7 protein-coding genes and 1 riboswitch are annotated in these 14374 nt (G+C 36.6%); all 7 genes read right to left on the reverse strand.

What is annotated here, in order from left to right; translation table 11 throughout:
• Positions 1 to 11 precede the first annotated feature (11 nt).
• Positions 12 to 3065, reverse strand: coding sequence for a reprolysin-like metallopeptidase (locus CHSO_RS24505; RefSeq protein ID WP_045501502.1), 3054 nt, complete (start codon positions 3063 to 3065; stop codon positions 12 to 14).
• A 138-nt stretch (positions 3066 to 3203) separates the two neighbouring features.
• Positions 3204 to 5306 (reverse strand): prolyl oligopeptidase family serine peptidase, encoded by a 2103-nt coding sequence (locus tag CHSO_RS24510; protein WP_045501504.1) that lies wholly within the window; start codon positions 5304 to 5306, stop codon positions 3204 to 3206.
• A 104-nt stretch (positions 5307 to 5410) separates the two neighbouring features.
• Complete coding sequence (locus CHSO_RS24515) at positions 5411 to 6073, reverse strand: hypothetical protein (RefSeq protein ID WP_045501506.1); 663 nt, start codon at positions 6071 to 6073, stop codon at positions 5411 to 5413.
• A gap of 81 nt (positions 6074 to 6154) precedes the next feature.
• Positions 6155 to 7240 carry a peptide chain release factor 1 gene (prfA, locus tag CHSO_RS24520; RefSeq protein WP_045501508.1) on the reverse strand — a complete coding sequence of 362 codons (1086 nt, stop codon included), beginning with the start codon at positions 7238 to 7240 and terminating at the stop codon, positions 6155 to 6157.
• A 148-nt stretch (positions 7241 to 7388) separates the two neighbouring features.
• The gene (locus CHSO_RS24525) at positions 7389 to 8687 is read right to left on the reverse strand and encodes an APC family permease (RefSeq protein ID WP_045501510.1); all 1299 of its coding nucleotides are present in this window, start codon (positions 8685 to 8687) and stop codon (positions 7389 to 7391) included.
• Between the two features lie 7 nt (positions 8688 to 8694).
• Positions 8695 to 11148, reverse strand: coding sequence for a TonB-dependent receptor plug domain-containing protein (locus tag CHSO_RS24530; protein ID WP_045501512.1), 2454 nt, complete (start codon positions 11146 to 11148; stop codon positions 8695 to 8697).
• A gap of 94 nt (positions 11149 to 11242) precedes the next feature.
• Positions 11243 to 11348: riboswitch (SAM riboswitch) on the reverse strand.
• A 99-nt stretch (positions 11349 to 11447) separates the two neighbouring features.
• Positions 11448 to 14282 (reverse strand): alpha-amylase family glycosyl hydrolase, encoded by a 2835-nt coding sequence (locus tag CHSO_RS24535; protein ID WP_045501514.1) that lies wholly within the window; start codon positions 14280 to 14282, stop codon positions 11448 to 11450.
• Positions 14283 to 14374 lie beyond the last annotated feature (92 nt).

The following is a 14374-nucleotide window of genomic DNA, read 5'->3' on the forward strand; positions in this document are numbered from 1 at the left end:
ATCTTATCTTATTATTTTTTAATAAGCTTAGTATTGTAAGTATTTTTATCGTCTTTGATAGTTACTACATACATACCTTTAATTAATGAAGCAACATTAATTCTTTGTCCGTCAATCTGACCCTCCTGAACTAATCTTCCGTCTGCAGAGTAGATTTTGTAATCTGCTTTACCTTTAAGATTTTTAACCTCTACGAAAGTATCTGCAGGGTTAGGATAGATAGATATTTCTGATGATTTTGTACCTCTTACTTCATCTGTAGCAAGATTTCCTGCAGCAATCTTCACTGAGAAATCTTTAAATGACCCATAAGAATATAAACCTCCTCCTTCTAGGTATGCTGGGCTACCACATGGTCCACTAAATGGAACAAATGATGAACTTGCCACTCTCATTCTTAATGTTTTATCTCCTTCATAAGCATCAGCTGGAACTGTAAAGGTTATTGTTCCGGAATGTAAAGAATTCGTATCAGGCACCCCATTTTTAGTACCAATTTTCTCCGTACTTTCGAAAACACCATTTCTATTGTAGTCAATCCATACTTCTAAAACATCCGGATAACTTGGATCACCAATTTCGTTACCAATGGTAATGTAAGATAAATTATATTGTGTTCCTTTGGTTAGATTGATCAATTTACTTGCATCTTCACTAAAATCTAAATAGCTACTAAAAATACTCTTATAAGTAGCATCTAAATACGCCAAATTAGCGACATTCAGCTTAGCCAAACCACTGTTAAGAGAAAAACTTGCAAAACTGTTTCCTCCACTGCTCATTAGGCAATAATCTGCTCCTGTTCTCAATCCTTTTGTTTTGAATGTGTAACTAGGAGAGAATGCTCCTACAACGGTATTAACTACTGCAGCAACCTGAATTTCATAGTTCGTTTCATCTTCAAGAGAGCTTATTGACAGTGAGTTAGCAGGACTCGTTGCATTTACCCAAGTTGTAGCACCCACTTTTCTATACTTAACAGAATAGGTAGCACCAGGAACCGAGTTCCAACCTACAACAGCAGAATTTTTCAATATGTCTGTAGCAGTAGCAGCTACCCCAGTTGGTGCAGCTGTAGTTGAAGTTGGAGCCATACCAACAGTTACCTTAGGTGATACAGCGTAGAATATATTTCCAATTGCAGAAATTTTTAATTTAATAGGACCTGTTAAAGAAGAGGGCATTTGAGCAGTATAACTACCTGTATTCGCAGTAGAAGCTACAAGCTCAGTCCATGATGCACCGTTTACAAGATCTGTTGTATATTCAATTTTTACATTAGCTACGTTATATGGTGCATTATTGGTATTTACTACATCCCATGAAATTGTATTAGTAGCGTTATTATATAATACTGAAGCATCAGTAAGTCCTTTAAATTTAAAAGGGCCATCTTGCTTAACATCCACTTTTGTTTCCGCAGAAACTAACATTGGATTTGTTGCATTTCCGTCTCTAACCGTTACAGCGTAGTTTAAGAGTCTAGGAACATAAGATACACTTTCCCATTTAGCTTTATCAGTTAAATTTCCAGACATTACAATAGGAAGACTTGGGAAATATCTTCTTCCACTAGTCGTTCCAAAATAAGATCTTGTTAATGCTCCCTGAGAATTATATCCCCAACCTGTATCTCCTGAAATAGAATGTACATTATCAACACTATCATATTGTTCCCATGTATAAGTAAGCGGATCAGCATCTGTAGCTGTAGCATCCAAATAATATGCAGTTCCTTTAGGGATACTGTACACTGCATTAAGAGGTGAAATTACTGGTGCTGTGTTAGTTGTTATATCCTGCCATACTCCACATGTTGTTTTACTATCCAACTTGTTTAACACCTGGTTAATGGATGAATAATGGAAATAAGCATCTGTGAAAGCCTGTACATTATCACCAGTAATTCCGGCATATCCCATAATAGTTGTACCTCCTCCTGGCTCAATATTTACCCCTGATCCTTCTGAAGTATGAGAGAATGTATGATTTGCGCCCAGCTGGTGTCCCATTTCATGAGCTGCATAATCAATATCAAAAGCATCTCCTGTTGGAGTCTCCATCTGAGTAAATCCGGATCCTTTTGCTAAAGAATTATTATTTGCAGGATTCACACATGTTGTTCCGATTCCCCCTGCGTTACCGTTTCCTCCTGCTGCATTAAATACGTGTCCCATATCATAATTAGCATTCCCAACATCTTGGGTAAGCATTCTCTGAAGCTGAAGGTTTAGTGAAGGATCACCCTGAACAACCGGAGGCGTATAGAAATCTGTATTAGGATCTGTATATATAATATTAGGAAGGTCTTGAATAATCAGCTTAATTCCAAAGTCTTTCTGGAAAATACCATTTACACGGTTCATTGTAGCATTCATTTTCGCTACAGTATTTGTTGTCCCTCCGCTAGGGTCAAACTTTTTAGTATATTCACCTGTAACTGCCAAGGCTAGTCTATAGGTTCTGAACTTTGTGCTAGCAGGTCTATTCGTAATCCCTGCATTAATATTAGAAAGGTTTTTTTTCCCGTAAGCTTCTAATCCTTTTATGTCCAAAAGATTTTTCTCATCTGTTGTACATTCAAACCCATGCTCTCCTTCTGTTCTTTTAGTCTTATAGAAAACCCCATACACCTGATTATCAGCAGTAATAGGTTCTATAAACTGGAACTTTCCATCTTTAATAATCATAGATTGCATTTCATTCGGAGAAGTACTGAATCTTAAATATTTAGAAGGATCATCTACACCAACTCCCACATAAGAACCCAACTGATATCTGTCTGCCATAGATTTTTCCATCACAGGATCACTATATACAGCAAACTTTTCAATTTTTCCTTCTGCTGTAGGTAAAGAAATGATCACTGCCTGAGCTCCTTTTCCTGTTTCTACAGCGTCTTTTAAAGTATTTCTAAGAGACTGTAAATCCAATCTATAAGAATACTGAACTTCTACTTCTTTTCTTACTTCGGACGTTTTTTGTGAGGCCGGCGTCCACCTCTGTGCATTAAAGCTAGACAAACCTGCTGCCAATGCACAAACTAGTAAAATTCTTTTTTTCATAATTACTTAATCATTCTAAGATTAATAAACTTTAAATATCCGCGATAAAAATAAGAATTATAAACATAACAAGACGTAAAAAAAATGACTGATTTTAAATAAAATTAGTCATTTTTTAAATATTTCACTTTTTAAAACCTATTTCTTTATTCCCATCTCATATAAAGCAAATGATATCAAATCTGCATTTTCACCAATTACCTGATCTGTTGATCTTCCGGCACCGTGTCCTGCATTTTTTTCAATTCTTAACAAAATAGGGTTCTTACAAGCTTGCTTTTCCTGAAGCTCTGCTCCAAATTTAAAAGAGTGAGCCGGAACTACCCTGTCATCATGATCACTGGTAATGATCATTGTAGAAGGATAACATGTTTTCGCTTTTACATTGTGTACCGGAGAATATGATTTCAGATATTCAAACATTTCTTTGTTGTCTTCTGCGGTTCCGTAATCGTAAGCCCATCCTGCACCAGCTGTAAACTTGTTATATCTTAGCATATCCAATACCCCAACTCCAGGGAATGCTACTCTTGCTAAGTCTGGACGTAAAGTCATTGTTGCACCTACCAATAAACCACCGTTTGATCTTCCTGAAAGGGCCATATATTCTTTTGAAGTATACCCTTTACTCTGTAGGTATTCTCCTGCGGCAATAAAGTCTTCAAAAACGTTTCTTTTCTGCATTTTTGTTCCCGCATCATGCCATTTTTTTCCATATTCACCTCCTCCACGGATGTTTGGAACAGCATAAATACCCCCATTTTCCATCCAGATTGCATTCACAACCGAGAAAGATGGCTGCAGGCTGATATTGAAACCTCCATAAGAGTATAGAATGGTTGGATTTTTACCATCAAGCTTAGTTCCTTTCTTGTAGTTAATCATCATAGGAACTTTTGTTCCATCTTTGGATGTATAGAATACCTGTTCAGAAACGTAATCATCGGGATTGAACTTCACTTTAGGTTTCTGATATACTTCAGACTTCCCTGAATCTACGTTGAATTTATAGGTAGTTCCCGGTGTAATATAGTTGCTGAAAGAATAATACAATTCTTTCTCTTTTTCTTTTCCGCCAAAACCTGAAATATTTCCTTTCCCCGGAAGAGTAATTTCTCTGATCAGTTTTCCAGTTTTATCGTATTGCTTTACCTGATCTATGGCATCCACCATATAAGTGGCGAAGAAATATCCGCCTCCTGTAGAGATTCCCAACACGTTTTCTGTTTGTGGAATAACATCTTTCCATGTTTCCGGAGCTGGGTTGCTGATGGTTGTTTTTACAAGACGCATATTAGGAGCATCTTTATCTGTAGAAATGAAAAGATCGTCTCCCTGTGTATCTACGATGTGAGCATTGATATCAAATCCTTTATTAATCTGCACAAAGTCTCCTCCTTTTTTCAAATCTTTGATAAACAACTCGTTTCCGTTGGTTGCATTGGCTGCTGAAATAATTAAATATCTCTGATCGTCTGAAACGCTAGCTCCCAGATATCTTCTTGGAGTTTTTTCTCCACCGAAGATCAGTTTATCTTCAGACTGCTTTGTTCCCAGTTTGTGAAAATAAACCTTATGTTTATCTGTCATTCCGGAAAGAACAGTTCCTTCTTTCGGTTTGTCGTAGCTTGAATAATAGAAACCTTCGTCTCCCTGCCATGAAATTCCACTGAATTTCACATCTACTAAGGTCTCATCAATCTGTTTTTTGGTAATAGCATCAATAATGATGATCTTATTCCAGTCACTTCCGCCTTCAGAAATAGAATATGCGGCAAGTGTTCCTTTTTTGTTGAAAGAAAGGTTAGATAATGAAGTGGTTCCTTTTTCTGAGAATTTATTAGGATCTAAAAATACTTCTGTAGCTTTAGTCTTATTGTTTGTTCTGTATAAAACAGACTGTGCCTGCAAGCCATCATTTTTAGAATAGTATGTATATTCTCCTTCTTTGAAAGGGGCAGAAATTTTTTCATAATTCCAGATCTCCTTCAATTGTTCTTTAATTTTATCTCTGAATGGAATTTTCGAAAGATAATTCTGGCTGTACGCAACTTCCTCATCTACCCACTTTTTGGTAGCATCAGAATCATTTTCCAAATCTCTGTACGGATCAGAAACTGCAGTTCCAAAATAAGTATCGGATTGAGCTCCCTTTAATGCTTTTGGATAATTCATTGTTTGAGAATAAAAAGATGCTGAAAACAGAACTCCAGCAGTTAATAACATAGGTTTAAAATTCATACTGAACGGTTTTCTCAAAAATACATAAAGTATGTGAAATAAAAAAAGCCCCTATTTTTGGGACTTTTACTCATTCAATAAGCTATTAATCAGTTCTCAGCCAATTAAAAGCTGTCAAAATAGAAATCAGTAAGATTGGTAACAATTTGATCCGGGCTTCCATTCCAATAGTATATTTTGCCTCCTTCTTTCAGTTCATACAGGCTAAAGTTCTGGTCTGTGGTTACTGTTTTATCTGCATTTTTAAAATCTTCAACGACCTGAATTAAATATTTTTTTAACTCTTCAGCCTTTACTTTCTTCGTGTCACCTTCGGGACCATGTGTCAATTTTGAAGGCAGCTGAAAACTTACGGTATAGCTTATTTCTGCAATTTTTTCTCCTTCAAGGTATTCATTAGGAGTAATTTTTACGTTATTAACGGTTACTTTTGCTTTTTTAAAGTTTCCGATCATTGCCATGAAATAGTCTTCCGCTTCTTTTTTACATGCTGAAGCCGTGGCTTTAGAAAAAGCAGAAAGGAAATTCTCTACACTGCTGTTGATCATTTCCTGTGAAGATTCTTTAAAATTGATCTGGTAAGCATCCTGTCCTTCTACTGTAGGTCTTAAATAATCATTAAGCTTATTTAAAGCTGCTTCATCGTTATTTACTAAAGTCCGGAAGTACAGATCAAAGACCTCTTTAGGCTTCTTTACCTCTTGTGCAGAAACGTATTGCCCCACCATGGTAAGCAATAGCAAAAAAATAATTTTGTAGTTTTTCATAATTTATAATTTGAATAATTGTTGTGCTTAAAAGAAAAGCCCCTGAAAAAATCAGAGGCTTTGTTTTATTTTTGTAAACTCTTAGTAGTTTTCTTCTTCTCCCTTCATTTTTTCTGCATTCTCTGCCATAATTACGGCATCAATCATTTCAGAAATATCTCCGTTCATGTAAGCATCCAGATTATACATCGATTTGTTGATTCTGTGATCGGTTACTCTTCCCTGTGGATAGTTGTACGTTTTGATCTTTGCGGAACGGTCTCCTGTAGAAACCATAGATTTACGTTGTGCTGCAATATCTCCCTGTACTTTTTGTAATTCGATATCGTAAAGCTTGGTTCTTAGCATTTCCATTGCCAATTCACGGTTTGCCAGCTGAGAACGAGCCTGTTGACAAACTACCACTAACCCTGAAGGTTTGTGTGTCAACTGTACTTTAGTTTCAACCTTGTTTACGTTCTGACCTCCGGCACCTCCTGAACGGGAAGTCTGCATTTCAATATCAGCTGGATTCAGTTCGAAGTCTACTTCTTCTGCTTCCGGTAAAACCGCTATTGTAATGGCAGATGTATGAACTCTTCCCTGAGATTCTGTTTCAGGTACACGTTGTACACGGTGAACACCGGATTCGAATTTCATGATTCCATATACGCCTTCTCCTTCCACCTTCATGATCAATTCCTTATATCCTTTTGCGGCTTCATTGGAATCGGTTACCTCATGTCTCCATCCTTTAGTTTTAAAATACATGGTATACATTCTGTAAATATCTTCCACAAAGATTGCTGCTTCATCACCTCCGGTTCCGGCACGTAATTCAACGATAACGTTTTTGTCGTCTGCAGGATCTTTAGGAATCAAAAGAACTTTAAGCTCTTCTTCTAATCCGGGAAGTTTAGATTGAGCTTCTAATTTTTCTTCTTTTGCAAGATCTACAAGATCTCTGTCTGAGCCATCAGCAATAATTTCGTCAGATTCTTCGATGCTGTCTAAAGCACCTTTATACTGATCGTAAACTCTTACAATTTTACCCAAATCACTATATTCTTTGTTCAAAGAAGAATATCTTTTTTGGTCTGAAATAACATCAGGCTGTATAATAAGGTCTGCAACCTCATTATATCTTTGTTTTATAGCTTCTAATTTTGGAATTAATGATTTAGACATTGTCGAATTTTTGTGGGTGCAAAGATAAGAATTAAAAATTCAAAATTAAAGTATAAATTTTTGAGCATTAGGGATCAAAGGAACAAAACCATAAAAAGATCCGTTTACAAATTGCCTTATCCGCTTTTTTATGTTTTTAATATTTCTTTTAAACTCCTTTGGAAAGTCTTCTGTCTATCCAATATAAAATAAGTCCTACCGCAATAATTCCCAGTCCTATTAAACTTTCTTTAGGGTTATGAATAAAGGTAAAGTACAGGATATAAATACTGAAGAGTAAGAAAACGGTCGGGAAAATATAAAAGGCGCTGGATTTAAATATTTTCCGATCCTTCTTTTTAAGAAAATACACGGTTGAAATCGCTAAACTGGCAAATAACTGAAGGATAAATGCGGTATACACAAAGATTTCCTTGAAGCTTCCTGTTAAAATAATGATCGTTGCGATAACCGCATGAGCAAAGATGGCTCTTACCGGAATTCCTTTTTTATTTCCCACAGAAAGCGGCTTCCAGATACGGGAGTCTTTTGCAAAAGCCTGTGTAAGCCTTGATCCTACCCATAAATATCCACTGATGGTTGCAATGAGCTGTAATGCAATAAAAATATTTACAATTTTCCCGAAGGAAAGTCCCAGCATGTTTACTGCAGCTTCTCCCATTACATCTTCCTTTCCTGCTAATTGATTTACAGGAGCATGTTTCAGCATGATGTAATTCACAAGAATATAGCTTATGGTCACAAAAACAGTTCCTATAATCAATGATTTAGGAAGATTCTTCTGAACATCTTTTATTTCCCCTGCAATATAAGATGCTGAATTCCATCCGGTGTAGGAATAGGTAACAAAAACTAATGACGTAGCAAAGGCAGGAAGCATAATTTCATGCTGCCAGCTGTCACTGAAATTCAGACTGTTTCCAATTTGTGGTGATCCCGATAATCCCACCCCAAGAATCACCAATACAATGATAAAAGCGATTTTGATAAACGTGAAAAAATTATGAAACCGGCTTGAAGTCTTTAAACTAAATGATAGCGTTATAGCCACCAAAAATATGGCCGCAATCGCAAAACCATTTCCAAATGAGTAATCAAATACGGATAGATATTTCGACATAGCCAGTGCGGCCAATGCAACAGGTGAAGAAAATCCGATAATCAGGGAAACCCAGCTTATCAGATATCCGAATAAAGGATGATAGGTTTCTTTAAGATAGATAAAATCACCACCATTCCCTTTAAAATGGGATCCTAATTCCGCATAGCAAAAGGCACCAAAGAGAGCCAGAATTCCTCCGATTACCCATAACAGAAAAATACTGTAGGTGTTGGTAATATCGGATAACTGAAATCCCAGGGTTGTAAAAATCCCCGTTCCTATCATATTGGAAACTACGATGGCTGCAGCTGTTTTCCAGCCGATCTGATCTGAAGCAGTACTCATTTATTCATTAAAAATTAAAATTAAGTCTTCCGAAGAAATAACTTCCCAATGTTCCCATCTGAACCGGCGCATATTTAAATACTCCATAATATGAATTTTTATAGCTCTGAAGATCCGGGAAAACATCAAATACGTTGTTGGCTCCTACGGTAAAATTGATATTTTTTGTGATATCATATCCTACACTAACATCAGTAACTACCTTTGGAGAAAACTCCTGAACTTCTCCGAAAGGATAACCGTCTCTTATGACTTTGCCAAAATAGGTATTTCTCACAAAAAAATTAAATTTACCTATTCCATACGTTAGCCCCAATGAAGCTTTTGTTTTAGGAGAAAGGGTTTCAATAATATTGATCTGATCCGGGCCAAAGAATTCATTTTGGGGAGTTCCCAGGTTTTCAGGGAAGTGAAAATCTGTAATTTTTGTTTCCGTATAATTTCCGGCAAGATTAATATTTAAATTTCCGCCAGCCAGCTTCCAGTCATAGGAAACTACTACATCTACTCCTTTTGTTTCGGTATCAACGGCATTAGCAAAGAACCTGCCGCTTTCCACTGCATTTCCTTCTCCTACTACTTTAGGATCAGACAATCTTGGATCTGAGATATTGCTGGTAATGACAATTCTGTCTTTCACTTTAATGATATATCCGTCTACCGTAATAAAGAGACCTTTAACAGGCTGTAAGGTAAATCCTGCGCTGCCATTAACGGATGTTTCCTGCTTTAATTTATCAAATCCCAGAACTTGGGCAGCCTGGCTATCGTTATTAAAAATTCCTTTCCTTACAATTCCGGAACCTGAGGTTGAAATATCGGCAAAAGAGTTATTAAAGTACTGTTGCTGAAGGGATGGTGCTCTGAATCCCGTTCCAACGGCAGCTCTTACTGCATAATTTTTTACAAATTCATATCTTACGGCTAGTTTTCCGTTCAGGGTACTTCCAAAATCCGAGTAATTTTCAAATCTGGCAGCAGCATCAATATTCAGCTTTTTATCCAAATCATAGGAGAGATCTGCATACACAGCTGTAGAATGCCTGTCTTTTTTCAAGGCATTATCCGGTGAAAAACCTATGAAAGATTGTGAGCCTCCTGCTCCTATCACTTTAGAACCTTTTGTTGCAACATTTCCATTCTCGTCATATTGAGTGTAAGAAGCCTCATCTCCTGCTTTGATCTGGTATTGTTCAAATCTGAATTCACCCCCGAATGCAATATTGAAGTTCTTTATCTTTTTTGAAACATCAAGATTCACTGTATTTTGCAAGAAGCTATGAGCTCCTGCATAAAAACGGGTTGGTGATTTGATCCCCAGAGAGGCATTATTGGTATTACTTACGTTATAATTGAAGGTATTGCTTCCAAAGGTATTACTAAGGTCAATCAGCCAATCGTTTACATTATATTTCGCTCCTGCGGCATAGGAAATATCATAGATCTGAGAATTCAGAACAGCCTGAAAACCGTTAGGATAAATTGCTTTCACAATATTGAAGTCTTCATTAGGGAGTCTTCTGAAGCCATATCCTTTTCCTTCTTTAATACTGAAACCTCCAAAAGAATAGAATTTAAAATGATCATTCAAAGGATATTCTGAGTTGAAAAACAATTGTCCTTGTCTGATCTGTGCATCTCCAATCTGGAAATTGAAGTCATCTCTCGTTAATCCTCTTTCTTTAATCTTCGCATCATCTGCATCTCTGGCAGCTTGTATAGCTTCAGCATCACCAGCAAACTCATACGCAAAATTATTCCCGAAAATATCAAGATTATGATTTTGAGTTCTCGTTGTTTTTCCTCTGTGGCTTAACTGTAATGAAAGATTGATGAACCCGTCATTTTTACCCAAAGAAGTTCCATAGTTTACGCCTGCCTGATAAGTGTCACCATCATTTCTCCCACTTAATCCATAGGTTAAACTTGCAGAAGCGCCTGCATTCTTTTTTAAAATAATATTAATGACTCCCGCAATGGCATCAGAACCATATTGTGCTGCCGCACCGTCTCTTAACACTTCAATTTTTTCTATGGCAATAACAGGAATGGTACTTAAATCTGTTCCTACAGATCCGTTTCCTACTGTATTCTGATAATTAACCAGTGAAGTGGTATGTCTTCTTTTCCCGTTAAGCAATACTAAAACCTGATCCGGCCCCATTCCTCTTAGGGTTACAGGATCAATATGCTCTGTTCCATCAGAAGCAGATTGTCTTACGGAATTGAATGAAGGAATAACATAGTTCAGAAGATCCTGAGCCGTCATTTGCGGAGATGATCTTTGAACTTTATCGATATTGATAACATCTACAGGCACCGGAGTCTCCAGTTTTGTTCTTTTAACGTTACGGTTTCCGACGATGATGATGTCTTCAATTTGTTTTCCTTTTTCCTCCTGCTCCTGAGCAGCTACTAAAATTGTTCCCAGTAATAATACAGCTGTACTTAATTTTTTCATCTTTGTTCTTGCCAATTAATAATATTCTTCCGCAGATCATGCTGCAGATATACAAGACTTCAAGAAATGGAATTCGTATAAGAAATATTGACTTCACTTATCTCCCCCACCGGGTTGGAATTAGCACCTTTACACTTCTGGAATTGTGTTGGTTGCTAAGGTTTCATTGGGCCAAATCCCTCCACCTTTCTTGATAAATCTAGTGCAAAGGTAGACTTATTTTTCAAATATGCAAAAAGTGACTCATTCCCTTGAAGAAAAAAAGGCAAACTTGCTGATTTGCAAGTTTGCCTTTGTATTTATTTTACAATCATCTTTTGAATAGCTATTCCGGTTTCTGATTTCAAATGAACCAGATACGTTCCCGGTGGATAATTTACCTTTAGCTCATAAGTCCCATTTTCTTTTTCCAGTTTAAACGAATCCAGCTTTTTACCCGTCATATCGAAGATCATAATTTCTCCATTTTTAGCTTTATTAAAAATCAATTTTGCTGATCCACTTTTGATAGGGTTATCTGCAATCTGAAGAGACAATTTATTTCCTGCGTTTACATCTGAAACAGATAAAGCTCCGGCATAGTTTCCAAAAATCCTGAATTCTCCAGGCTGTAACGTAATGGGAGCTATTGTAGAGCTAATATTTGAGATGGTATCATCCATCAGATTTTTCCACTGACCAACATATGGGAAATAAGGAACCACATTTTGTGCTGCCGTAGAGTAATTGGCAAGAACTACCACGTTTTTCATTCCGTTAATTGTGTTGTCATATACATAAATTCTTGTAATTAATCCATCAGGATCATTGGCCAGATTGTTTGATTCTATGCTATAGGTTTTTGATTTGAATATAGGATTGGTATTTCTGATATTAATAATCTTCGCCCATGTATCATAAACAGCCTTTCTGTTGGCATCGGTATCATATCCTAATGTAAAAGCTACCGGTTTTTCATCAGTTCTACATCCGTTGTTAATGCTTCCATCTGCACATCTGTTGATACTGAATTCATAACCTAATTCTCCAAACTGCCAGATCATTTTCGGACCGGGAATGGTAAAGAATGTTGCTCCAAATGTTTTCATTCTTTCTAAGGCCGTATTCAGGTTCTTTACACTATACCCTCCATTGACAGCACCATAACTCAGGTTTTTAAACATCAGCCTTTCTTCATCATGGCTTTCACCATATCCTACTGCTCTCATACTGGTAAATCCATGAAGATTATGATTCATACGGTCATAATTGCTGTTTTCCTTATAGCCCATCGTATTCTGATTATAAGGCTCTGTCTGTTTATTCCAAAGCATCACTCCTTTTCCTTCTGCTACTCTGTAATTGGCCCATTGCAGTTCTTCCTGATCTGTTCCCAGATGTTCAAAGATCATATAAGAATTAGGATCAATTGCCCATTGCTTATCTGCATAATTCTTTAAAACATCTACTCTGTCCTGCTGATAGCTATTGGTACAATTTTCGTCATTCTCAGAACAGTTTTGAGTAAAGCCTTTGGTTAAATCCCAACGGAAACCGTCAATATGATATTCTTTCAACCATTGTTCAAGACATCTTTCAACGTAATATTGAGTTGAAGGACTGGAATGGTTAAAATCATTAAATACATTGTATGAATGTTTCGGCATCTGATTGAAATAAGGATTATTTGGGGCCACATCACCATAACCGTCTCCATCTGGATCTACATTCCAAAGCCTTACCAGAGGAGAACGTCCTGTGGCGTGATTAAAAGCAACATCCAGAATCACAGCAATCCCGTTCTGATGGCATAGATCTACAAATTCTTTAAATTTTTCCGGAGTTCCATAGGCTTTATCTAAGGCATAATGAAAGGAAGTATTGTATCCCCAGGAAAGATTTCCATCAAACTCCATAATAGGAAGTAATTCAATGGCATTGATTTTTAGGTTTTTTAAATAAGAAATTTTATTAATCAAAGACTGCCAGTTTTTTTCCTGTGTAAAATCTCTTAACAAGAGCTCATATACCACAAGATCTTCTTTTGCGGGTCTCTGAAAATTACCCACCTGCCAGTTATAAGGAGCTTGTCCTGTTTTGAATGTTGAAACTTCAAAACCCTGCCCTGCCGGAAATGCCGGAAGATTCGGATAAGTAGAAGAGGAAATCCATGGATCATCATAAGACGATAAGATCTGAGGAGAATAAGGGTCAGCCACTTTTTTCAAATCATTCGTTCTGTACTGAAAGGTATACAGCTGTTGCGGAGTTAATCCATTCATTTCAATCCAGTAAAGATCCGGATTTGCAGTATCCTTTTTCATCAGATATGTATCATTCACTGTCCAGTTATTGAAACTACCGATTACGTGAACAAAGTTTTTGTGGGGAGCATACAAAGCCAGACCAATCTTTGTAGGATCTGTAGGATCATAATTTATTCCTTGTTTAATCCAATTCGGAATGGCTTCAGAAACCACACTTCGGGGAACCTGTAGAATGAAAGTTGCGCTTTTAGAATTGTTTCCTTCTGTCGCAATAAGTTCCATGTTCGAATCCTGTGAAACCGTATAATTATAGGAGTAAGATTGAGATGGTATAGAACTAGAGTTCACCACAATTCCATTAGCTTTAAGCTGAAAAGTAGTATTTACATTTGTTGCTGCTGTAATGTTGACAGAATTTCCAGCTGGAACTGAGGTAAGACTGTTTGCAACAGGATTTGTCAAGTTTAAACTCAGGATTCCTACATTGACAAAAATATCGGGTGAAGTTTGATGTGATCCGGTCTTATCTTTTAATAAAAACCCAAATCTCCCAATTCCGGTTCTTCCAAAAAAGGTTGTTGGTGTAAATGTCAGTGAATATGTATCATTAACAGGATTGTAAATAAGCTTATTGAGGTCATTAGAATTGTTCCAGTTTCCATTGGTAGGACAATTCTGACTGTTCTGATAATTAGCATCAAAAGACCAGGACCAGATGTAAATTGAATTATCAGCTAATCCCCAAGCCGATTCATCAATCTGATCTCCGGAAATTGTAAGGGTAATTGCATCTGTTTCATTAAATGGATTGGGAGAAATCGTATAGTTGATCTGCCCCCAAACAACCATTGTAATGAATAGCAAAACAACAGAATAGAACTTTTTCATATCTTTATTTTTATCGAATATAATATTAATTTTTCTTTACGTGAATGATTTTATTTTATTTAACCATAGATACCCAGTCAAATCAAAAAAAA

Source organism: Chryseobacterium sp. StRB126, from assembly GCF_000829375.1.
Lineage (GTDB): Bacteria > Bacteroidota > Bacteroidia > Flavobacteriales > Weeksellaceae > Chryseobacterium.